The sequence below is a fragment of the Vibrio sp. 03_296 genome (assembly GCF_002265885.1).
This window is the reverse complement of the sequence record NZ_NPKW01000013.1, coordinates 1-22,494: the sequence shown is the minus strand read 5'-3', so window position 1 is coordinate 22,494 and position 22,494 is coordinate 1. Positions and strand designations below refer to the sequence as shown.

Genomic DNA, 22,494 nt, shown 5'->3' with positions numbered 1-22,494 from the left:
TGATTTTTGATTAATAAAATAATATTAATAAGAATGGTATTTCTTTAATTTATATACCCTTCCTACTTGAAACTGCAGCGGTGTTGGCTGCAACTCCAAGTTGTTTGGGTATGTAATTAATATTTGAAAATAATTTTTATGGGTTGGTATTGAAATTTTGACGGTTAATCATCCTTGGATGAATAGTCCATCATAAGCTTTATAATAACTGTCTCTAAATTTCTCAATGGTAAATTCCTTGCAACGTGAAATGGAATATTTACTCGCTAAACTATAATTCTCATTACTGTCGCAAACTTGAATTATTTTATTCGCCAGTTCTTCACTGTTAGAAACTTCAAATAAATAACTAGCGTTGCCGATGACATCATCCAATCCTGGAACATTCGAGCTCAATACAGGCAAACCTGCCGCCATGGCTTCTACAGCCGCCAACCCAAATCCTTCAATGAGGGAAGACTGTACATAGAGATCCATTTGCTCTAAGAAAGTAGGGATATCGGTGACGACACCATGAAAAAACACTCGATTCGTGATATCTAACTGCTGAGCGAGAGATTCCAGCGCCTCTCGTTTTTGGCCATCGCCAGCTAGGTGTAACTGGTATTGTGTTGGGAGTAGGGCGACGGCTCTAATCAGCGCTTCATGATCTTTATGCTCATGCAGTCGACCCACCATGCCTATTTTGATTTGAGCCGGATGTTTGATGCCTGTTCTCGCGGACATCGAAAAGCATGACAGATCAACGCCATTGTTAATGACTTTGTATTTCTGACGAAAATTCGGCATGAACTTGATCAACTCTTCCTGCACCTTCTCGCTAATACTGACGGTAAGATCGTGGCTTAGATACAAGAGATACTCCATAAACTTAAATGCCGGATAGTCGCGTCTTCTATTGCTTGAACTGTGTTCTGTCTGCAGCTTTTTCTTACCTAAGGCAAGCAGTGCAAGATAGATCGACGGATAAAGATGCCCATGAACAATGTCTGGCCAGCGAAATAAGGCCCATTTTTCCTTAAAGGTGAGCGTTTGCCATACATAACACTCAATGCCATGATGACTGAGCGTTTCGAGATAATCATTTTCGTGGCAAAGCACCAGAATCTTTATGTCGTACTTAGCCTCTTCGCCAGTAACGAGATCGACCAAAAACTTCTGTGCGCCACCATTTTTAGATAGATCATTGATAATATGTAAAATTCTCATGATGCTTCGTTCTTTATCTCGAGTTAATAAGCGTATTTTTGGACATAGTGGGCTTCCTCTTGTGGTGTTGTTGCTTGAGAAATAACAACGCCAAATGAAGGAATATCGTGCTGACGTTGTTTCGACAGCGCCGTTTTAGCCAAAGCGACTTTGGTAGAGTCTGAGCGAATGACGGTAATCAATCCTTGAGCCAACTGGCCAAGAATCAATGCATCGCTGACGGAAAGCAGTGGAGGAGTATCAATAATGATGCGATCGTATTTTTCCTGTAGTGTGTTTAGGAGATTTTGGAATCGCTTTGACGACAGCAATTCTTGTGGATTTGGCGGAAGCAGACCCGCGGTTAAGACGTCGAGATTCGCTTCTTCGATTCGAACGATGCACTCTTCTAACGGTGTGTTCATTGTCAGGATGTTGCTTAAACCGGGAACTTGTGCGGGAATGTTGAAACGTTTTTCTAGCGAAGGTCGGCGTAAATCGCAATCGATCAAAAGTACACGTTCTAAGTTTGAGAAGGTCGATGCGATGTTGATACAAGTGGCGGTTTTCCCTTCTTCAGGTATGGCTGACGTAAAGACCAAGACTTTTTGCTTGCTGTTCACCAGACGTAACAGTAGCGAGGTTCGGATGGAGCGACACGCTTCGCTAAACACGCGATTTTGAGGATCAAGATAGGCTTGGAAACTGACGCCTGGTTTACGTAATTTGCGACTGCGAACGTAAGGTATGGTACCAATACAGCTTAAACCGAGTTTGTTCTCAACATCTTCGGGCGTACGGATCACGTCTTTAATCATATCTAAGATGATGGCTGCGGCAGATGAGAAAAACAGCGCAAACACCGCACAGATGATGACGAGTTTTAGTCGTTGCGGAGCAATAGGGAAAAGTGGTTCGAGAGCTTTGTCTGTAAAACGAGCATTGACGTTACGAAAATCACTGGTCGCCGTGGTCTCTTTTTCGCGGTTTACAAACGCTTTGAGCAGTTCTCGATTACTTTCAACATCTCGTTTGAGTTTCTCATATTCCGCTTTTTTTCCGCCCACTAATTGGATTTCGGCCTTCTTGTTGCTCATTTCTCGACGAATGCTGTTTTCAAAGCTCTGAGCCACTTTGAGATCCTGTTGTTTGCTCAGCACCATTTCCATGATCAACTGTTGCGAACGCGCTTGGATATTTTGCAATTGGGCTTTCGCTTGAATCATTTTGTCGTGTTTAGGGCCATAACGCTGTGAAAGTTCACCCACTAATTTCTCTGCGTTACTCTCCAGCATTTTGAGTTCGCGTATTTGGGCTTGATTAGCGAACTCATCGATCGAAAGCAGGCTATCGAGGTTTTGTGCGGATTTTCGCAGCAGAAGATCACTTAGGGTTTGTGCTTGAATTCTCTTTTCTATCGCAATGTTGAGCTTTTTACTCAGCTCTTCCAATTCATTCGCGTAAATATCATCGATGCCATTGATGTCGACGAGGCCTTCTGTGGTGAGAAATTGTTGTAGTGCTTGTTCTGACTTGTGTAGTTTGTCTTCCAATTGTCTGGCATTACTGTCCAGCCAATTGGTTGCATTTTGCGTTACTGCCAGTTTCGCCTCAAAGTTGGAATCAATATAGGCTTGACCGATGGCATTGGCGATTTCTGCTGCGAGTTTCGGATCGGCGGAGCGGAAACTTACTTTGACCAACTGAGTGTTGCGTATCGGATCAATATCAACTCTGTTTTTGTAGCTTTGTAACGCTTCATAATAGGAAGAGTGATACTCATTGGTTTCCGTTGGGTTCGGTGAAACATTCAACAGATCTTGTATCAAAGGAACGGACTTAAGCTCATTAAGCTTTGTTTTGAGCGAGCTTGATCCCGTAAAGTGCGGATGATTGGTAAGATCAAATTGTTGGATGATCTTGTCAGCGATGTGATTAGATTGGAGTATCGCTATTTGTGTCTGAAAGTACTCTTTTTTGGTGGTATCTAGACCATAGACTTCCTCGATCGATAATGCGTTGCGCTGCTCTTCCTGAATTAAAATGGTGGCCGTCGCTTGGTAAATCGATGGTTTTGAATAGATAAACCAAGTTGCGGCTAACGTAATCACCAAAGAAAGGGTGACAATACTAAACCAATGCTTTCTGAGGACCTTTAGATAACTTCCAAATTGGAACAATTCTTTATTACCGATGTAATAACGGTTTGTTTGATTTTCATTCATTGCAGTGTATCCGTTCACTCTAGAAGAAGCTCTGTTCAATTACGACAATATCGCCAGGAGACACTTTCTGGCTTAGTGAGACTTTTTTTATGGTTTCGCCATTTTGGCTTTGTGTGAGATGAATATTGCTACGAGAGGCTCTGTCTGTTAGCCCTCCGGCAATAGCAATGGCTTTTTCAATGGTCAATCCAGGTTGATATTCAAAACTACCGGGACGTCTTACTTCGCCATTAACATAAAAGGCGCGGAACTTATTAATCGAGACCATGACTTTGGGGTTCACTAAATAGTCCCCTTTTAGCTTTTGCTCGATCTCTTCTTTTAGTTCTCTAGGGGTTTTCCCTTTTACCAGCACTCGGCCTAAATAGGGGTAGTCAATTTGGCCATCGGAGGTGAGTAAAATATTGGGAATCGATAAGTCATCCTCGCCATACACCAAAATGGATATCGAATCGCCACTATTTAGTTGGTAGCCCGCGTCGGATATTGATGCAGAGACATAGGGTGCCAGAATCAGACTTAACCCTAGTAGCACCTTGAGTAAAAATTTCATGTTTGCTCCATACTTATAACGACAGCCTAGCGGTCACTGTCCAAATGTGTTGATCAAAGCTGTATCCAGACCAGTTGGATGTTTTGTCTTGGTACTGCCAAGCCGCGTCAATTCTCGCCCAGCGCCGGAATTGGTATTGGGCTTCTGCGCTAAGCTGAAAGCGCTCTTCCTCTCGTAGTACGCCACTTTGGTAGGAGCCAGTGTAATCGTCTTGTTGATAGAGTCCTTTTAGGGACGTGACGAAATAACTGTTCCATGCTTGGTCAAGCTGAAGTGAGTAGCGAGTTTGTAGGTTGTAGTCACCGTCTTGTTCTGGATTGACCGCGGCTTGCGTGGTTAACAAAGTCCAGGTCGTATGCTCTTGAGGTTGCCAACTGAGGCCAATATCCCAACTGAGTCCTTCGAATGTAGCGCGTTGCTTGTCATCAAACTCCTTGAGCTGATAGCCGAGCTTGGCGGTGCCTTTGGTTTTACCGGTTATTTCCCAACTGACACCGGTATAAACAAAAGTACTGGTTCCATCGCGTGAGGCAACGGATTCTCGTTCATGTAAATACTCAGTGAGGTGAAGTTGGGAGCCGACTAACCAATACGTTTCAGGGCGCAGACGATAGTAGAACTCACCATGGAGAGACGGGGTTCTAAAGTCGCTGTATTTGGTTGCTGTCAGAGTGCTGGTGCCGTTTTCATATTTGGTAAACGTTTTGTCTAAATAGTTAAGGCCAAACTCTAGCCTTCCTTGCGAACCAATAGCACCAAACACATAGTTACTTTTCAACTGATTCGATTGAAATGTGATGAGCTCTGGAAGTGCTAAGGATATTTGTTCACCTTCGGTTAGACCTTCTCCACGCGTTTCGTGACCCAAGCGGAACTGGTAATCCAAAACCAAACGATTACGATGATTAAAAGTAAAATAATTGGTTGTTTGAAACTTGTGGTCTAAGTAGTCATTCTGCTCATCTGAAGAACGGCCAAAATCTGCAACATAAATAAAATCCGCTTTGTACTGATTTCGGTCAATCCTTGCCAATAGGGCGGGTTTTACACCTATCGTGGAGACATGAGAGGATTCAGCTTCTTGCTTGGCGATATTGTCATCAAATCGATAGTAAGTATGAAGTGTCGGGATAAACTCAATGCCGGATTCGGTCGTAAACGCAAGTGGCTCGACCGCACCCACCCAAACGGGTAACAAACCTAAGGCAAATCCGGTATAGCGTTTCATCGTCATTCCTTTTACTAAGTACTGGCTGTATGGCTTAGTAAGCATTAGAACCAGTAAAGCCTTTAAACACGGTGAGAAAGATGATTTTGATGTCCATCCAAATTGACCAACGATGGATGTAGTCCAAGTCGAACTCAACGCGCTTTTCCATTTTGTCTAGGGTGTCGGTTTCGCCACGATAACCGTTGATTTGCGCCCATCCTGTGATGCCTGGTTTTACCTTATGGCGAAGCATGTAGCGATCAACGATCTGGCGATACTCTTCGTTGTGCGAAACCGCATGAGGACGAGGGCCAACAATGGACATGGTTCCTTGAAGTACGTTAATGAACTGGGGCAGCTCATCGAGTGACGTACGGCGCAGAAAACCGCCAAATGGCGTAATCCGAGGGTCATTTTTTGTTGCTTGTTTTACGTCAGAGCCTTGCTCCATGGTCGTCATGGAACGAAATTTCCATACGCGAATTTTGCGTCCATCTAGACCATATCGATCTTGCTTAAAAATCACGGGACCGCGAGATGTGCACTTGATACCAATGGCGATTGCAATGAGAATTGGTGAAATTAACAGCAGTATTAGGCTGGAAAAAACGATATCTTCAAAACGCTTAAGCCATGATGAAAAACCGGCAAACGGAGTGTCAAAGACGCTGAGAGTTTGGACTTGCCCGATCTGATCCCAACGAGAGTGAAGCAGATTGTAAGTAAAGAAATCAGGAATGAGATAGGTGTTTGCTGTGGTGTCTGAAAACTGGTGTAGAAACTTGGCGATACGTTCGTTAGCGTGCATTGGCATCGCAATATAGACGTAATCGACTTCGCCATTTTTCGCTTTGCTCAATGCGTCTGCAACATTGCCTTTGATCGGATAGTCTGCATTGCTCTCGTCTCGCTCGACGGTTCTTTCATCATAGAAACCTTGAAAGATCACGCCGTGTTCAGTGTGATTTTTTAGTTCATTGGCCAAGGTGATGCCATGCGGTGTTTGGCCAACAATGATAGCGGTACGTGTGTTTAGTCCCAAGCGACGGAGGTAAGATAAAGTCGAGCGAAAAAGTATCCTCCAGCACATGAGTAGAATCGGTGTAATAAGTAACCAAGGGGTTACAATATCTTCGTTGTAGGTATCCAGAGTTTTGGTGAAGAAGTGAATGGCAATTTGCAGCAAACTTGTTGCTAGCCACGCAGCGCAGGCCAGGGTGAGCTGTTGTCGAATCGAACTGGTACGCCATGAGCGATACAGCTGCGCGCTTTCGGCAAAGAGAATAAAGATGAGCCCTGAGACGATTGCTAACATCAGGTAGTCTTTTGGAATGGCAGCCAAATGATAAAGTGTCAGCAAGGCCATAAAGCCGATGATGATCGTTAGATCTGCCAAGCGATACAGAAAAGAAAATTCAGTCTCATGTGAGCGAATCAATCCTTTGTTATTCATAATGTCATTCCGTCAAATTTGGCACGCTACCGCCCTTGAGTGTCGTTTCTCAATGTCGTGCTAACAGTTCAATGTGATGGTGTCTGTTGTTTGAGATGACGCAATTTGACTCGCGAAATATCAACAACAGTTGCAAGGAAGTGTAAGAATTTGAGTGAGTTTGGTTAGTGGAATTAAGAATGAAATTTCGACCTTCGGTTAATAGACCTAAATCATAAAAATCTAATACCTAAAATCGAGAAAACGAGAAAAGTGTTAGTTATTGCGGAATGAGAAAAACTATAGTGCAAGATGCTAGCGGAGAATAATCAGTAGAAAGTGTCAGAAATACAAAGAAATGTCGGTATAGCATAAAAAACAAAAAAGCCTCTTATCTAGGAAGAGGCCTTTAAAGACATGAAGATTAAAATAGTATTAACGCTCTACGCCTTTTTCATTAAATAGGCGCTTACACGCACGGCCATCGCTGTGGAATAGGTGGCAGCGATGAGCTGGGATACCAATTTCTAAGCGATCGCCAGAATCCACGTCCAACGTATCTGGTTGGCGGTAGATTACATCCGCATCGGCACTCTCTAGGTTGAGGTAGACTTGCGTTTCATTACCCAGCTTCTCGACGATCATCACTTCACCATCGATCACTGCGTCGCCTTGTGCAGAGGAGACTAGGTGCTCTGGACGTACTCCCAGAGACATGCGATCACCTTTGTTGACGGTTGTTCCATCCACAGGGACCCAGAAAGTCACGCCGTTTGATAGCTTAACTTGAACGCGTTCGCTCTCTACATCCACGATTTGCACACTCATAAAGTTCATTTTTGGCGAACCAATGAAGCCAGCAACAAAACGATTTTCAGGGTAATGGTACAGCTCTAGGGGTTTACCAACTTGAGAGACAAAACCGCCATCGAGTACCACGATTTTGTCAGCCATGGTCATTGCTTCGACTTGGTCGTGCGTAACGTAAATCATGGTACAGCCAAGTTGACGTTGCAGTTTGGTAATCTGGGCACGCATTTGAACGCGTAGAGCTGCGTCTAGGTTAGACAAGGGTTCGTCGAGTAGGAACACTTTTGGCTGTGAAACAAGGGTACGACCAATTGCCACGCGTTGACGCTGACCACCCGAAAGGGCTTTTGGCAGACGCTCGAGTAGGTGGCCAAGTTGTAGGATTTCAGCGGCTTGCTCTACGCGTTTGTCGATCTCTTTTTTGTCTGCTTTCGCTAACTTAAGGCCGAATGACATGTTGTCATAGAGATTTAGGTGCGGATAAAGTGCATAAGACTGGAAAACCATGCCTACGCCACGTTTCGATGGCTCTACATCATTCATACGCTCTTCACCGATGTAAAGATCGCCAGAGGTGATGTCTTCTAACCCTGCAATACAACGAAGCAATGTCGATTTACCACAACCCGATGGACCGACAAATACTACGAATTCGCCTTCGTTGATCTCAAGATCAACGTTTTTAGAAATCAATACGTCGCCATACGCTTTACAAACATTTTTTAACGTGACACTCGCCATTTAGCTCGTCCTCGATCAATTTTTTTATAATTCACTGTCCATCATTATATGAATTATGGAGCCGGACAGTAACAGTAGGAATCGGTAAGTTAAGCAACAGTAAGAAAACAGGGCGGCACTTTAAAAATGGAGTTCCTATATTAAAGTGCCACCCACCATAGCCAAATACGAGTTTTCTCCCCCACATTCATCAAGATGTCTCCCCCGTGAATAACAAACTACCACTAACATCTCAACTAATGACATTCCACTCGTATGGCAATGAAAACCAGCAAAAACAGTGACCAAGTTGGCCTGCTGGGAAAGGGTTCTTACCATCCACTCTTGGATGGGTGCAGTTTCTTCGATATAGCACTTGCCTACATCCTCCTACGGCAATTAATTGTAGGGGGAGTAGAAAAGGAGGAGGGGGTTCTACGCCTCTTCCCCCAGAGTGGGCAAATATCACAATAATCGCGTCATTAAATGTGAATTCGGTCGCATCGAGTGCCGTTTTTGTGATTTTGCTCTCTTACCTCTAACGATGTAGATCACGAAAATACGCCATAATATCTGGGGCGTAGAGGATAGGAGGATGAGACAGAGCAGGTTTTTTCAGATGATATACGTCGAAATACGGCTCATCCTCTGTGGAGTAGCCCTACATCAAAATATAAAAAGGATACGAACATGAAAAATGCTCTAAGCGCTGTCGCACTAGGTACTCTTGTTGCACTGGGTTCTTTCGGTGCACACGCTGCCATTGAAGAAGGACAACTGACTATCTGGATCAACGGTGACAAAGGTTACAATGGTCTAGCAGAAGTAGGCAAAAAGTTTGAAGCAGACACAGGTATTAAAGTGACGGTTGCTCACCCAGATGCGCTGCAAGATAAATTCCCACAAACGGCAGCAACGGGTGACGGTCCTGATATCGTATTCTGGGCGCACGACCGTTTCGGTGGTTACGCAGAAGCGGGTCTGTTGGCTGAAATCAAACCTTCTAAACAAGTTCAAGAAGGCATTGTGGATTTCGCATGGGACGCAGTGAAGTACGATGGCAAGATCATCGGCTACCCAATCGCGGTAGAGTCTCTATCTCTTATCTACAATAAAGATATCGTTCCAAACCCACCAAAGAGCTGGGAAGAAGTGGAAGCGCTAAACGCGAAACTGAAGAAAGAAGGCAAATCTGCCATCATGTGGAACCTAAAAGAACCGTACTTCACATGGCCACTAATGGCAGCTGATGGTGGTTACGCGTTCAAATACACTTCTGAAGGTTACGACGTTAAGGACGCAGGCATCGCGAAAGATGGCGTGAAAGACGCAATGAACTTCGTTAAATCGCTGGTTGAGAAAGGCATCATCTCTCCAGACATGGATTACTCAGTATCTGAATCTGCATTTAACCAAGGCAAGACGGCGATGACCATCAACGGTCCTTGGGCGTGGGGCAACATTGAGAAGTCTGGTATCAACTACGGTGTGACTACACTGCCTAAGTTCAATGGTCAATCTTCTAAGCCTTTCGTTGGCGTTCTTACTGCGGGCATCTCAACGGCATCACCAAACAAAGACCTAGCGGTAGAGTTCATTGAGAACTACCTACTGACAAATGATGGCCTACGTATGGTGAACAACGATAAGCCGCTAGGCGCTGTTGCACTGAACTCGTTCCAACGTGAGCTTGATGCAGATGCTCGTATTGCGGCGACGATGGACAACGCAATGAACGGCGAAATCATGCCAAATATCCCACAAATGAATGCATTCTGGGGTGCGGCGAAAAACGCGATCGTTAACGTAGTGGATGGTCGTCAAACTGTGGATGCTGCTCTGGCTGACGCAGAAAAACAAATGACAAAATAATGTAACTTTTTAAGGAGGGGGTAACTCCTCCTTACTTTTCTTTCTTTTTTATATATATCGCTAGCAGGTTCCCTATGCAGTCAGTTCAAGGTACAGATGCTATGACAGCTCCAGCAGCCAGCCTGCCGGGCAGCAAAAAAGTGTTTATTAAATGGGCGCTTCTTGGCACGGTCGGTCTTATTAATGGTTATGCAACGATTCTAATGTATTCTCGCGGTGAGGTTGCTTTTGCAATGTTGACCGTGATTCTTACCGCATTGGCGTTGTATGTGTTTGGTAGTAAAAAAACTTACGCTCATCGCTACATTTATCCGGGTATTGCCGGGATGATTTTGTTCATCCTCTTCCCTTTGGCATACACCGTTGGTCTTGCGTTTACCAACTACAGCGCTAAAAACCAGCTTTCTCTCGATCGTGCACAAAGCGTGCTTTTGGACCGTACTTTCCAAAGTGGTGAAAGCTATCCGTTTACGCTGTATAAAACCGAGTCTGGTCACCGTATTGTCATTAAAGATGGCGACGTCCTACTGTCGACACCTGAGTTTGTTCTTGGTAGCGCCATCAGCGATCTAGACCTTTCTCCAGTGGATGCGGTGACAGGCACAGAAGAGCCGATTAAGACTATTGTTAGCAACCGTACTGCACTGAGCAGCATCGATTTGCACTTTGCTAATGGTGATGACATCCGCATGAGTGGCTTACGCAAGTTTGCTGGTGTGGTGCCGCTTTACACCATGCAAGCGGATGGTGAAACGCTGAAGAACAATCAGACTGGCGAACTGCTCAAGCCGAATATGGACGTGGGTTTTTACCAAGCGATGGATGAAGCAGGCAACTTTGTTGGCAACACCGTCTCTCCAGGTTTTGTGGTGCAAATTGGCACCGATAACTTTGAACGTGTTTGGAAAGATGACGGCATCAAAGAGCCATTCATCAGCATCTTTATCTGGACAGTGGTTTTCTCAATTCTCACCGTAGTGCTCACACTCATGATTGGCTTGGTGCTGGCGAGTGTCGTGCAATGGGAAGAACTAAAAGGCCGTGCTATTTATCGTGTATTGCTGATTTTGCCTTATGCGGTTCCTGCGTTTATCTCAATCTTGATCTTTAAAGGTCTGTTTAACCAAAGCTTTGGTGAGATCAACATGGTGCTAAATGCGCTGTTTGGCATTAGCCCGAGTTGGTTCTCTGATCCCATCATGGCGAAAAGCATGGTGCTGATTGTGAACACTTGGCTTGGCTTCCCTTACATGATGATCCTTTGTATGGGTCTATTGAAAGCGATTCCAGAAGACTTGTACGAAGCCTCGGCGATTGATGGCGCCAATTTCGTGCAAAACTTCACTCGTGTGACGTTGCCGCTGATGATTAAGCCGTTGACTCCACTGCTCATTGCAAGCTTTGCATTTAACTTCAACAACTTCGTCATGATCCAGTTGTTGACGCAAGGTGGTCCAAACATGATTGGTACTTCAGAGCCTGCGGGTTACACCGACTTGTTGGTGAGCTACACCTACCGCATCGCGTTTGAAGGCGGCGGCGGCCAAGACTTCGGTTTGGCAAGTGCTATCGCAACACTGATTTTCCTACTGGTTGGCGCGCTGGCTCTACTTAACCTGCGTTTCACTAAGCTGTCTCAGAACTAAAGGTAAGGAGCATACAACATGGCAATGGTACAAGGTAAATCACTTAAATACCGCGTATGGGCAACCCATATTGCGTTGTGGACCTTCTTATCGATGATCATCTTCCCTTTGTTGATGATTGTGGCAATCTCGTTCCGCGAGGGTAACTTCGCGACAGGTAGCTTAATTCCAGATAACCCGTCATTGGAGCACTGGAAGCTGGCTCTTGGTTTCTCAGTCACCAATGCAGATGGCTCTGTTACGCCACCGCCATTCCCAGTTCTCACTTGGTTATGGAACTCGGTAAAAGTCGCAGGTATTACATCGATTCTGATTGTTGCGCTTTCAACGACGTCGGCTTACGCATTTGCTCGTCTACGCTTTAAAGGTAAGGAGACTATCCTAAAAGCGATGATGATTTTCCAAATGTTCCCGGCAGTATTGGCGCTAGTGGCCCTTTATGCTTTGTTTGACAAACTTGGCCAGTATATTCCGTTCCTTGGTTTGAATACGCACGGTGGTTTGATCTTCTCTTACCTTGGCGGTATCGCACTGCATGTTTGGACGATTAAGGGTTACTTTGAGACCATCGATAATTCGTTAGAAGAAGCTGCAGCGTTGGATGGCGCTACGCCATGGCAGGCATTCCGCTTAGTACTTCTACCTTTGTCTGTGCCGATTCTTGCAGTGGTCTTTATTCTGTCGTTTATCGGTGTAGTAGGCGAAGTTCCTGTGGCATCTTTGCTACTTTCTGATGTAAACTCTTATACATTAGCGGTTGGTATGCAGCAGTATCTCTACCCTCAAAACTATCTGTGGGGTGACTTTGCAGCAGCGGCGGTGCTTTCAGCGTTGCCAATTACCATCGTATTCTTACTTGCACAACGCTGGTTAGTAGGTGGTTTGACTGCCGGTGGTGTTAAAGGTTAATCCCTTCTTGCGATTAACTTAAGGATAAGAATAAGAGCGACCGTATCAGGTCGCTCGTTTTATTACTTTTTATTACCCATTTGGTTTGGCCGCCGATCTAGTAATAGAAAGTATCATGGCGTTACGCATAGCTGGCTGTTAGCTTTGTTCCTTACGATTATCACTAACAGTGTTTGTAACCAATTGCCTGAGTTTGTCCTCAGGCTTTTTTGTATCTGATGTTTTTGTCTTGATAGTATGTACAAAGGACGCAAGCAGAGTAACCATTCCTACTTTAGTCGCATAGTTGAGATGAGATCTGATGCGTATCAGTTCACAGAAATAGTTGTAGAATGCTAAACAGGTCGGATAAGGTTCTGATCTAGCTCAAAACTCTTTACTCGAAGGTGCGCAGCCAAGGTACTGAAGGAGGGTGTACAAGCTTTCTTGTTGCAGAGCGACTCGACGGAAAAGATCGGCAAACGTCACGTCTCCACCAAAACAGGCCTGGATATAGTGATTGATTTCGTCACTGGCGTATCCTTCCACATACATGGTGCGCACCCACTGATATTCGACCGACTTGAGATTCGCCAGTGTGCTTTCACTTAATGTGGTTTCCCTTAGTTTCAATGTGTTGTCTCATGCTCAGTTTCGTTGAGCGATTAAAACAAACCAAAATGACGCTTTTATGACGTTTTGATGTTGGAATGATGTCGAAACAGACGAGCGTGAGCCCTTAGCTTAGGTCACACGCTCGATGGTAGGGTGAACTATTTGAGGTATTTAACGTGCGCTTCCATCTCTTCACCGATTTCTTTACGCATGTTCATCAAGCGAATCGCAGATTGCTCGAGTGCTTTATCTTCGTCGGTTTCAGGAATCCATTTCTGAATGGGTGTGGGTTGGCCATTTTCATCAACAGCGACCATGATAACAATGCAATGTGTGGTGAGTCGGTTTTTGAGATCTTTGGGATCGCTGGCTTGCACATCAATGGCAATGTGCATCGAGGTTGTCCCTGTGTAAATCACCTTGGCGCTGACTTCAACCAAGTTACCCACATGTATCGGTGCGACGAAACGAATGCCACCCGCGTAGGCTGTAATACAGTACTTGCCACTCCAAGCAGCAGAGCAGGCATAGGCGGCTAAGTCGATCCACTTCATTACAGCGCCGCCATGGACCTTTCCACCAAAATTCACATCCCCAGGTTCTGCGAGAAAGCGCAGAGTAATATTGCGTTGACCACGACTCATATGCCAATCCTTAACATGTCATTATTGTGTTTATTTGATAACAAAAATGTTACTTGTTAGCAATGAGTTTAGCGTATAGACGCCAAGGCGCGCTTGTTACGCATGACAACGAATTATGAAATGGTGGCGGAGGTGACTTCCGACTGAACCATGGCTGCTTTTTTGCGAGGTTTCAGTTGTGAAAGAATCACACCGAAGATCACCAATAACCCACCAACAAAGTGGTAAAGGTGTACCTGCTCTCCCAGCATACTGGTCGCTAAAGCCACTGCGACGACCGGAAGCAAATTCATGAACATTGCGCTTGATTCTGCGCCAATGCTGTCGATGGCTTTGACCCACATCCAAGGTGCAAGAATGGAGGCCGCAACGCCCGCATAAAAGATCAAAGGCAGAGCTTCTGCACTAGGTAGCAACTGCTCGCTGGTCAGCCATAATGGTGTCAGCATCGCAACGGCAAACAGACCTTGCATGTAAATCAGCGTCCAATTGGAAAACGGCATTTTCCAGCGTTTCAATAACACGCAGTAGGCGGCATAGACAATCGCGGCAAGCACCATCAGTCCATCCCCTTGTGTGACGGGTTGTTCAATAAAGAAGGCCACATCACCTTGGCCAAGCATGTAGGCTAAGCCAAACAGTGAAATGGCGCCGCCGATAAGGCTAAGAGCAGACACTCGTTTGCCTAAAAGAGGCACACTGAGAAAGACGCTGATCAAAGGGACCAATGAGGTGATCAGCGACATGTTCGACGCGCTGGTGGTTAAGCCTGCGTAGTAACCTAAAGATTGGTTTAACACCATGCCTAACGTTGCCAAAAAAGCGAGTTTGCTGAGATAGGGTTTTATCTGCTGCCATTGGCGGATCACATGAGGTAGGCAAAATGGGGTGAGAATCGCCATGGCCACAAACCAACGATAAAAACTCATCGCACTCGGCTCAATAGCCGATGCTGCCAACTTATTAACAATGGAGTTGCCGCCCCAAATAAGAACAGTAAAAAGTGGAAGCAGATAAACCATGAGAACTTACTCGCAGAATGACAGTTGTCAGATAGTTTGTCAGGTCGTTATAATTACAAGTATCTCTTAAAAGACATTGCGCGTGATAGGAAGACAAGTTTGAAAAAGTCCCCTCGACATCTTCATCCCTCGTTATCAATCGATACTCCACCATCTGATGTGTTTATGAATTTCGAAGAATTTCTCTCGAATACAGAAACACGGGAACACAGCCACACTTGGGGTCAGGTTCAATTGATCAGTGGTGGAATCTTAGAAATGGAAGCGCAAGGAACCCGCTTTTTAGCTCCGCCTCACCTGGCGATTTGGGTGCCGCCCGGTATTATGCACCGCAGTTTCAATCGACGACCATTGGAGTATTGTTCACTCAATATTGCTAAACAGCTGACGGATAAATTTCCCGCCAAAACGTGTCTGATTCAGGTTACCCCGATCGTGTCGGCCATTATCGATGATTTTCGTCTGCGCGATATTAACGTGGCGACCGAAGAGTCGGATAAGCGATTGGTGCAAGTTCTGCTCGATCAACTGGCAACCAAAGAAACCCAACACCATTTTCTACCGTCATCCGATCACAAGTACTTAGCGCCTATTTTGGCTCATGTAGAAGAGAATCCAACGGATACGACGAGCTTGTCAGAATGGGCAGAAAAAGTGCATACCACGGAGCGAACATTAGCCAGACACTGTCAGAGTGAACTTGGGATGAGCTTTACTGAGTGGCGTTTACGCGTACGTTATCTGTACTCGATGGAGTTATTGCGCAAGGGGCAGACGGTGAAGGAAGTGGCATTGACGCTCGGCTATAACCAAGCCAGTCCTTTTATCAGCATGTTTAAAAAATACTCCGGGCAAACCCCGGAGCAATATAAAAACCGCCTGTTATAACTGGGTGATCACGTAGTCGAGACCACCCATGATTGCGGCAACTTGTGCATCATCACACTCTTGTGCGGTCACTTTCGGGCTGTCTGGGTACACCTCTGTCGTGGTGCCAAATTGGCAACGAGCCACGCCACCACATAAACCTAGCTGCACCATTGGGTAGTGAATGACGCCGTGTTGAATGACCGGAGAACCGATGATTTCACCATTCTCATCGGCAGGGGCGATATGCGTGACACGCGATACCGATTCAATCACCGCAGCTTGGAACTCTGGCTGAGGATTTTCAGTATCCGCAACGGTGTAAAAGCCGTCTGGGATCATCCCTTCGATATAGTCGATGCCATCACGAGCAGCGAGTGCAGGGCGGAACTCGCTCTCATCGGTGTCTGTGGTTTCGTGCAGATCAAAATGAACCAAAATCGGGCCTAGAGTGGCGACTAAGCGCATCAGGTTTGCTGACTCTTCGGCGGGGCTCTGTGCGTAAAACGAACGGTTAGGATCAACCGCATTTGGGTTCCAGCGATTGATGGTTTCGTAACCCCAAGGACTGATACAAGGTGTACAAACCAAGTTGAAGTAAGGTTCGTATCGGGTGGCTTCGGTCGCCATAAACTTAAGAGCGCCATGCACACCACTGGTTTCGTAACCGTGCACGCCACCTGTGATCAATACGGTTGGTTTATTCTCATCCCAAGCTTTGGTTTTTAAGCAGTAAAGCGGATAGCGGGCAGGATCGTAGGAGAGGGCGCCGTACTGTTCAAGCTCAAACTCTTCGGCCAAAGCAAGAATCTTAGGGACAACTTCAAGCTGATATTCACGCTTTATGTTGGTTTGCTGTTGCCATGCGAGGCGTTCCTCATCTCCCCATTTTTGTCCTGCAATGCCAATTGGATATGTTGAATGCGTTTTCATTGAGTTCCCTATTGAGGCTGAGCGGTCGATGTACGCAAGGTTAGATCGAGTTCCCTTGAGATACAACCGCAATACGAGGCTTACTCAATTTTTTGCACAATATTCACTTGGCGACACTGAAGAGCGCTGTTACATTTTGAAACAATTCGAATTTATCTATGAGAAATCAATTATGGCTGGAGCAAGTCTATTAACGCTTTTGGATGATATTGCAACGGTGTTAGATGATGTCGCGGTGATGTCGAAAGTCGCCGCAAAGAAAACCGCAGGTGTATTAGGGGATGACCTGGCGCTAAATGCTCAACAAGTGTCGGGTGTGGCGGCAGAAAGAGAAATTCCAGTCGTTTGGGCAGTTGCGAAAGGGTCGTTCAAAAATAAATGCATTTTGGTTCCGGCAGCGCTGCTTATCAGTGCCTTTATTCCTTGGCTCATCATGCCTTTGTTGCTATTGGGTGGTCTGTTCCTGTGCTTTGAAGGCGCGGAGAAGGTACTGGAAAAGTTGTTTCACTCTTCTCATCAAACCGAAAGCAGCAGTGCAGAGCCAGCAATAGAGGACATTGAGCAATACGAGAAACAAAAGATTGCAGGCGCCATTCGTACTGATTTCATTTTGTCAGCAGAAATCATCGTCATTGCGTTAGGCACTGTGCAGGGGCAGAGCACCATGACACAAGTGTTGGTTGTGAGTTTGATTGCGTTGGTCATGACCATTGGTGTGTATGGTTTGGTGGCTGGCATTGTTAAGTTGGATGACCTTGGTTTCTATCTCGAGAGAAAATCGCAAGGCAAAGGTGCACTCAATAGCATGGGCCAAGCTCTGATTCGATTTGCGCCAAAACTGATGAAAGTACTAACGGTCGTCGGTACTGCGGCGATGTTTTTGGTGGGCGGCGGCATTGTTGTGCACAACGTCCCTGCGGTTCATCATTGGATTGAACCTATCATCATGAATTTATCGGACCTCTCATTTGTCAGCGCTATCGTTCCTACCTTACTAAATGGGTTAGTCGGATTGCTCGCTGGGTTACTGGTTGTTGCTGTGTGGAGCTTAGTAGCAAAACTGCGTTCTTCGCAAGCCACCCATTAAACATCGGAGACTTCACAGACTCGATTGCGGCCTTTGTGTTTCGCGAGATACAAGGCCGCGTCTGCTCTTTTCATTAGCGCATCCCAGTCGTCTCCGGGGATCAACTGCGCCACACCAAAGCTCGCCGTCCATGTCTCTCTTTGTTTCGGCGCAAACCGCGTTTCAGCAATTTTCTGCCGGAGTTTCTCGGCAACCAAAACCGCACTGTCAATCGGTGTGTCAGGAAGCACCACGAGAAACTCTTCGCCGCCAATACGAAACGATATATCTTGTTTGCGCAACTGACTCGTGAGTAGCTGGCCAATGCCAGAAAGAGTTTGGTCTCCCACTTGGTGACCATATTGGTCATTGATGCGCTTGAAGTGATCAAGGTCGAGAATAATGATGGATAGCTCAGCGCCTAAGCGGCTTGCTCGAGAGAGTTCTCTGGGAATCATCTCCTCCATTGCTCTGCGGTTGTAAATATTGGTTAAGGTGTCTCTGAGAGAGGTTTGGTAGATATTGGTAATCAGCCGCGCATTGATCATCCAAGGGAAGGTGAAGCCCAGCGTCAGGATCAACCCGATAAGGGCGAGGAAAGAGAGCTGATGAACGCTACTGGCAAACATAAAATCCACGATCTGTGAGCTCATGTAAGTCACATAGGTTCGAAACAGCATCCAGAGTGCCAACGTCACAAAGGCCGCGACTAGCAGCCCAATGGCTAAGGGGTTGTCTTGAGCACTTCCTTGCCGGACGACGTAAGCGGAGAGTAAGCAGCAAAGTGCGATATACAGACTTACCGCGATGATCCGTACATTGGTGGAAACGGTTATCTGAGAAAAGTAGACCAGTGAGACAACTAATACTGGCAGAAAGAAAAAGGCAATGTGTGAGGCGAGCGGAGGAGCGGAACGAAAGCGCTGTAAGCTATAGACAATCAGGGTAAACCCTAAGCAAATAGTGCTATTGGCGAATACCTTAGATAACCAAAGTGAGGTACTGTTACCAAAACTCAAGGTAAAAAAACCGATGGCAATAGCGAAAACCGCAGCGGCTAAGGTTACCAGGCCATGAACATTTTTCTGGATCGATTGCAGCATCAAGATACCGAATCCGTATGCGACACAGATCAGTACCGTGACAATAGACAAGGTTTTAATGTCCAGGTCTAATTCCATAAGCGGCCATTTATCAATTAACTATCATAAGTCTCCATTTAGCTTAGATGACGAATGGCAAAACTTAGAAAAAATGCCGCTGTTTTCAGCGGCATTTTGTTATTTGCTTTCACAACAAGGCGATTTAGGGTTACTTAACCTTCCACTCCATGCTTTCACCAGCGCGAATTGGCACCACAATATCACCACCAAATGGCATTGAAGCAGGAACAGGCCATGCGTCTTTTACCAACGTGATCGTGTCTTGGTTGCGAGGCAAGCCGTAAAAATCTGGGCCGTTATGGCTGGCAAACGCTTCGAGATTTTCCAACTTGCCCGCTTGCTCAAACACTTCTGCATACAGTTCCACAGCGGCGTGAGCCGTGTAAGAGCCCGCGCAACCACAAGCGGATTCTTTTGCGCCTTTGGCGTGTGGCGCAGAGTCCGTACCCAAAAAGAACTTCTTGTTGCCACTCGTTGCAGCAGAGATCAACGCAAGCTGGTGGGTGTTGCGCTTAAGAATTGGCAAGCAGTAGAAGTGGGGCTTGATGCCGCCCACTAACATGTGATTGCGGTTGTACAGCAGGTGATGAGCGGTAATGGTTGCTGCAACGTTTTCATTGGCATTTTTCACAAACACAACCGCATCTGAGGTGGTGATGTGTTCGAGGACAATTTTCAAATCAGGGAAGTCTTGAACAATCGGCGCCAAAACATTGTCTAAAAAGGTTTTCTCGCGATCAAAGATGTCCACATCGTGCGTGGTCACTTCTCCGTGTACCAGCAACAACATGCCCACTTCTTGCATGGCTTGAAGGACAGGATAAATTTTCTTCACATCCGTCACGCCAGAGTCGGAGTTAGTTGTTGCACCAGCTGGGTACAGTTTTGCTGCGACTACAGCACCACTGGCCTTGGCTTTGCGTACTTCATCCGCTGTGGTGTTGTCAGTCAAATACAGTGACATAAGCGGAGAAAATTGTTCCGTTTGGTTATGTGCTTGAATGCGATCGCGGTAGGCAAGTGCCATTTCAGTCGTGGTGACGGGTGGGACAGTGTTTGGCATGATGAGTGCGCGGCCATTGTAACGGCTGATATCGCGAACGGTATCTGCCAAAACTTCGCCATCGCGCAAGTGTACGTGCCAATCATCAGGACGAGTAATAGTAAGTGTTGTCATTGTTGCTCCCACCATAGAAAAAGAATCCAAAAGGAGCCTAAACAAGAGAAAGCAAACGCTTCCGTTTAGGCGACAGGATGATATAGGAAAGTGCTGTCTATTTCACTTGCTTTTTCCGCTTCGCTCTCGAGGCGCTGTATTTTTGCTCTTAAAGGCTCAGTTTTGTTGCTATCTGAGAAATGGTGAGAATAGTGAGGTTCAGGTTTTCTCTGTGCTTTCAAACGACTATCATGGCAAATCACTAATAATAATCATCAAGGAAGCGTTCATGTCGTCAGCCACATTACAACAGATTAATGTTTATCCAGTGAAATCCGTTGGAGGAATCGCTTTAACGTCTGCTTGGGTAGAAAAACAAGGGCTTGCTTTCGATCGCCGATTTATGGTCGCGACCGCGCTAGGTGACATGGTCACTGCGCGTAAATATCCTCAAATGGTGACGATACGCTCCGCTTTGGTTGCTGATGGGATTGTTTTTACGTACCCAGACAAACCTGCTCTGATGCTGAAGTATCAAGACTTCAAGCGACAAGAAACACCGGCGCAAGTGTGGAAAGACAATTTCACCGCTTACACCACCACCGATGAAGCGGACGATTGGTTTAGCGATATTCTGGGGATCCGCGTTGAGTTGCTGTTCTCTGGGGAGCAATCGAATCGAGTCCGTGAGAAGCTCGGACACAATGTCAGTTTTGCGGATGGTTACCCACTGTTAGTCATTAGCGATGCGTCACTAAAAGAACTCAATCGACGCAGCCCGGAAACGCATTCGATGGATCAGTTTCGCACCAACCTAGTGGTGAGCAACTGCGAAGCATTTGCCGAAGATGGATGGAAAAAAATTCGCATTGGTGAGGTGATATTTGAAGCGGTGAAGCCCTGTGAGCGCTGTATTCTCACCACGGTCGATGTAGAGAAAGGGCAGTTTCGCGCCAATAAAGAACCACTGAACACCCTATTGACGTTTCGCGCCAATGAACAAGGTGGCGTCTTTTTCGGACAAAATTTAGTGGCACTGAACGAAGGGATGATCCAAGTGGGAGACCGGGTTGAGGTGTTGGAAGTGAAAGAGAAAGAAGTCTATCCGGACAGTGCTTGTCACGACATTCGCCTTACCTGCGTCGAAAAAGAGACCATTGCACGGGATTTCGTCACGTTTTGGCTCGAACCAGAACACGGGCAGCTACCTGCGTATTTGCCAGGGCAGCATTTGCCAGTAGAAATCACCGTTGATGGTGATACCGTCTCACGTCGTTATACCTTATCGTCGAGCCCTTCTCGGCCAGGAAGGTACGCCATTTCCGTCAAACGTATTGACGGTGGACGAGTGTCAAATTGGCTGATTGATCATCTTGAGGTAGGCGATGAGCTGTTTGCACAATCCCCACAAGGGCAGTTCCATATTCAAGAGGACAAACATCAACCTTTGTTGCTGCTCTCCGCGGGTAGCGGCGTAACGCCAATGTTGTCGATGCTACGCTATCTTGCGGATCATGATCTTGTTGAGGATGTGGTGTTCTATCACCAATGTCGCTCCGTTGAAGATATCCCCTGTAAAGAGGAGCTTGATGCGCTGAAATCACGCTATCCTGGGCTCACGGTTAAAATCTCGCTCACTCAAGCACCGAACGATTGGTTTGGTCTCAAAGGGCGCTTGAGTTTATCGCATCTTAAACAGATCAAGGCGGTGGAATCTCGTCAGGTTTTTGTCTGCGGCCCCGATGGCTTTATGCAAAAAGCGAAGAATCTACTGCTGAAAAAAGGGCTGCCTGAAAGCCATTATCATCAAGAAGCGTTTGGTGTCTCGACGTCGCCTAACAGTGAGCGCAAAACGGTTGAGCTGGAATTTAATGGTGAGACGTTTACGGCTGATAATCAGCAAACCTTACTGGAACACGTTGAAAATAATGGTTTGACGATCGCGCATAGCTGTCGAGCCGGTTTTTGTGGGGCGTGTAAGGTGAACGTCATCAGTGGGCAAGTGCATCAGCCTGATGTTCCTGCGTTGACTGAGCAAGAAAAACGCGAGGGCAAAGCGCTAGCATGTTGTTGCGTGCCTCTAACGGATGTTCGTTTTCAATCTCTGTAGCGACGCTTAGATTAAGTAAGTCATAAACAATGACCTCGCTTAAAGCGAGGTCAGACTGCTGACAAAGGTCTAGCTTTCGAGCTAGACCTTTGATCTAATAGGGGTATCGAAATATGGACACTCCGATATGCTTCAAGAACCGACTCCGCAACAATACGAACTGGAAATGGTGACGATGGAACAGTTAGTTCCTAAAGACCATTTAGTGCGCAAAATCGATAATGCTATCGACTTYGAATTCATTCGTGATGAAGTYGCTCATCTTTATTGTAAAGATAATGGGCGTCCACCWGTTGACCCTGTTCGTCTCTTCAAAATCATCTTGCTTGGTTATATCTTTGGTATAAAAAGTGAGCGTCAGCTCGTTAAAGAAA

At 46.0% G+C, this 22,494-nt stretch carries 19 protein-coding genes; 7 read left to right on the top strand and 12 right to left on the bottom strand.

What is annotated here, in order from left to right; all coding sequences use genetic code 11:
* Nucleotides 1-168: 168 nt before the first annotated feature.
* From CIK04_RS00865 to malK, 6 genes are all read right to left on the bottom strand, one after another.
* Nucleotides 169-1,209, bottom strand: a complete 1,041-nt coding sequence (locus CIK04_RS00865; protein WP_097353417.1) for a glycosyltransferase — start codon at nt 1,207-1,209, stop codon at nt 169-171.
* Between the two features lie 23 nt (nt 1,210-1,232).
* Nucleotides 1,233-3,413 (bottom strand): polysaccharide biosynthesis tyrosine autokinase, encoded by a 2,181-nt coding sequence (locus CIK04_RS00860; RefSeq protein ID WP_026050764.1) that lies wholly within the window; start codon nt 3,411-3,413, stop codon nt 1,233-1,235.
* Between the two features lie 19 nt (nt 3,414-3,432).
* Nucleotides 3,433-3,966 (bottom strand): polysaccharide biosynthesis/export family protein, encoded by a 534-nt coding sequence (locus tag CIK04_RS00855; protein WP_038963016.1) that lies wholly within the window; start codon nt 3,964-3,966, stop codon nt 3,433-3,435.
* A gap of 13 nt (nt 3,967-3,979) precedes the next feature.
* Nucleotides 3,980-5,194: an outer membrane beta-barrel protein gene (locus CIK04_RS00850; RefSeq protein WP_097353416.1), complete on the bottom strand. Its 1,215-nt coding sequence runs from the start codon at nt 5,192-5,194 to the stop codon at nt 3,980-3,982.
* Nucleotides 5,195-5,228: 34 nt separating this feature from the next.
* The gene (locus CIK04_RS00845; protein WP_017422404.1) at nt 5,229-6,629 is read right to left on the bottom strand and encodes an undecaprenyl-phosphate glucose phosphotransferase; all 1,401 of its coding nucleotides are present in this window, start codon (nt 6,627-6,629) and stop codon (nt 5,229-5,231) included.
* A 414-nt stretch (nt 6,630-7,043) separates the two neighbouring features.
* Nucleotides 7,044-8,159 (bottom strand): maltose/maltodextrin ABC transporter ATP-binding protein MalK, encoded by a 1,116-nt coding sequence (malK, locus tag CIK04_RS00840; protein WP_011082430.1) that lies wholly within the window; start codon nt 8,157-8,159, stop codon nt 7,044-7,046.
* 669 nt (nt 8,160-8,828) lie between these two features.
* Between malK and malE the strand changes: the two genes are divergently transcribed.
* The 3 genes from malE (at nt 8,829) to malG (ending at nt 12,565) form a co-directional block, all read left to right on the top strand.
* Entirely contained in the window at nt 8,829-10,010 is a 1,182-nt protein-coding gene (gene malE / locus CIK04_RS00830) for a maltose/maltodextrin ABC transporter substrate-binding protein MalE (RefSeq protein WP_017422406.1), read from the top strand.
* Nucleotides 10,011-10,084: 74 nt separating this feature from the next.
* Nucleotides 10,085-11,656 (top strand): maltose ABC transporter permease MalF, encoded by a 1,572-nt coding sequence (gene malF, locus CIK04_RS00825; RefSeq protein ID WP_045590311.1) that lies wholly within the window; start codon nt 10,085-10,087, stop codon nt 11,654-11,656.
* 18 nt (nt 11,657-11,674) lie between these two features.
* Nucleotides 11,675-12,565 (top strand): maltose ABC transporter permease MalG, encoded by an 891-nt coding sequence (gene malG / locus CIK04_RS00820; RefSeq protein WP_017422408.1) that lies wholly within the window; start codon nt 11,675-11,677, stop codon nt 12,563-12,565.
* Between the two features lie 366 nt (nt 12,566-12,931).
* Here malG and CIK04_RS00815 read toward each other — a convergent pair whose 3' ends face one another.
* The 3 genes from CIK04_RS00815 to CIK04_RS00805 form a co-directional block, all read right to left on the bottom strand.
* Nucleotides 12,932-13,177 carry a hypothetical protein gene (locus tag CIK04_RS00815; RefSeq protein WP_011082434.1) on the bottom strand — a complete coding sequence of 82 codons (246 nt, stop codon included), beginning with the start codon at nt 13,175-13,177 and terminating at the stop codon, nt 12,932-12,934.
* 140 nt (nt 13,178-13,317) lie between these two features.
* Complete coding sequence (locus CIK04_RS00810) at nt 13,318-13,803, bottom strand: acyl-CoA thioesterase (protein WP_011082435.1); 486 nt, start codon at nt 13,801-13,803, stop codon at nt 13,318-13,320.
* Between the two features lie 113 nt (nt 13,804-13,916).
* Nucleotides 13,917-14,825 (bottom strand): DMT family transporter, encoded by a 909-nt coding sequence (locus CIK04_RS00805; protein WP_039450173.1) that lies wholly within the window; start codon nt 14,823-14,825, stop codon nt 13,917-13,919.
* A gap of 99 nt (nt 14,826-14,924) precedes the next feature.
* Between CIK04_RS00805 and CIK04_RS00800 the strand changes: the two genes are divergently transcribed.
* Nucleotides 14,925-15,713 (top strand): helix-turn-helix domain-containing protein, encoded by a 789-nt coding sequence (locus CIK04_RS00800; RefSeq protein WP_026050763.1) that lies wholly within the window; start codon nt 14,925-14,927, stop codon nt 15,711-15,713.
* Here the strand turns inward: CIK04_RS00800 and CIK04_RS00795 are convergent.
* Nucleotides 15,708-16,625 (bottom strand): M14 family metallocarboxypeptidase, encoded by a 918-nt coding sequence (locus CIK04_RS00795; RefSeq protein ID WP_097353415.1) that lies wholly within the window; start codon nt 16,623-16,625, stop codon nt 15,708-15,710. The genes CIK04_RS00800 and CIK04_RS00795 overlap by 6 nt on opposite strands.
* Nucleotides 16,626-16,797: 172 nt before the next feature.
* On the opposite strand from CIK04_RS00795, the gene CIK04_RS00790 reads away from it, so the two are divergent.
* Complete coding sequence (locus CIK04_RS00790) at nt 16,798-17,712, top strand: DUF808 domain-containing protein (RefSeq protein ID WP_017422413.1); 915 nt, start codon at nt 16,798-16,800, stop codon at nt 17,710-17,712.
* On the opposite strand, the gene CIK04_RS00785 is transcribed toward CIK04_RS00790, so the two are convergent.
* Nucleotides 17,709-18,872, bottom strand: a complete 1,164-nt coding sequence (locus tag CIK04_RS00785) for a GGDEF domain-containing protein (protein WP_039538486.1) — start codon at nt 18,870-18,872, stop codon at nt 17,709-17,711. The two genes, CIK04_RS00790 and CIK04_RS00785, sit on opposite strands and share 4 nt — an antisense overlap.
* A 130-nt stretch (nt 18,873-19,002) precedes the next feature.
* A complete protein-coding gene (pyrC, locus tag CIK04_RS00780; protein ID WP_026131041.1) occupies nt 19,003-20,031 on the bottom strand; it encodes a dihydroorotase in 1,029 nt (342 codons plus the stop codon).
* Between the two features lie 268 nt (nt 20,032-20,299).
* Here pyrC and CIK04_RS00775 point away from each other — a divergent pair, with 268 nt between their 5' ends.
* Both CIK04_RS00775 and CIK04_RS00770 read left to right on the top strand, forming a co-directional pair.
* Entirely contained in the window at nt 20,300-22,120 is a 1,821-nt protein-coding gene (locus CIK04_RS00775) for a hybrid-cluster NAD(P)-dependent oxidoreductase (RefSeq protein WP_097353414.1), read from the top strand.
* A gap of 127 nt (nt 22,121-22,247) precedes the next feature.
* On the top strand, nt 22,248-22,494 hold a 247-nt coding region (locus tag CIK04_RS00770), incomplete at its 3' end, for a transposase (RefSeq protein WP_176463262.1).

What these genes read in the sequence shown, in the direction of transcription:
- CIK04_RS00865 (WP_097353417.1), bottom strand. Translation starts at nt 1,209, where the DNA reads ATGAGAATTTTACATATTATCAATGATCTATCTAAAAATGGTGGCGCA.
- CIK04_RS00860 (WP_026050764.1), bottom strand. Translation starts at nt 3,413, where the DNA reads ATGAATGAAAATCAAACAAACCGTTATTACATCGGTAATAAAGAATTG.
- CIK04_RS00855 (WP_038963016.1), bottom strand. Translation starts at nt 3,966, where the DNA reads ATGAAATTTTTACTCAAGGTGCTACTAGGGTTAAGTCTGATTCTGGCA.
- CIK04_RS00850 (WP_097353416.1), bottom strand. Translation starts at nt 5,194, where the DNA reads ATGAAACGCTATACCGGATTTGCCTTAGGTTTGTTACCCGTTTGGGTG.
- CIK04_RS00845 (WP_017422404.1), bottom strand. Translation starts at nt 6,629, where the DNA reads ATGAATAACAAAGGATTGATTCGCTCACATGAGACTGAATTTTCTTTT.
- malK (WP_011082430.1), bottom strand. Translation starts at nt 8,159, where the DNA reads ATGGCGAGTGTCACGTTAAAAAATGTTTGTAAAGCGTATGGCGACGTA.
- malE (WP_017422406.1), top strand. Translation starts at nt 8,829, where the DNA reads ATGAAAAATGCTCTAAGCGCTGTCGCACTAGGTACTCTTGTTGCACTG.
- malF (WP_045590311.1), top strand. Translation starts at nt 10,085, where the DNA reads ATGCAGTCAGTTCAAGGTACAGATGCTATGACAGCTCCAGCAGCCAGC.
- malG (WP_017422408.1), top strand. Translation starts at nt 11,675, where the DNA reads ATGGCAATGGTACAAGGTAAATCACTTAAATACCGCGTATGGGCAACC.
- CIK04_RS00810 (WP_011082435.1), bottom strand. Translation starts at nt 13,803, where the DNA reads ATGAGTCGTGGTCAACGCAATATTACTCTGCGCTTTCTCGCAGAACCT.
- CIK04_RS00805 (WP_039450173.1), bottom strand. Translation starts at nt 14,825, where the DNA reads ATGGTTTATCTGCTTCCACTTTTTACTGTTCTTATTTGGGGCGGCAAC.
- CIK04_RS00795 (WP_097353415.1), bottom strand. Translation starts at nt 16,625, where the DNA reads ATGAAAACGCATTCAACATATCCAATTGGCATTGCAGGACAAAAATGG.
- CIK04_RS00790 (WP_017422413.1), top strand. Translation starts at nt 16,798, where the DNA reads ATGGCTGGAGCAAGTCTATTAACGCTTTTGGATGATATTGCAACGGTG.
- CIK04_RS00785 (WP_039538486.1), bottom strand. Translation starts at nt 18,872, where the DNA reads ATGGAATTAGACCTGGACATTAAAACCTTGTCTATTGTCACGGTACTG.
- pyrC (WP_026131041.1), bottom strand. Translation starts at nt 20,031, where the DNA reads ATGACAACACTTACTATTACTCGTCCTGATGATTGGCACGTACACTTG.
- CIK04_RS00775 (WP_097353414.1), top strand. Translation starts at nt 20,300, where the DNA reads ATGTCGTCAGCCACATTACAACAGATTAATGTTTATCCAGTGAAATCC.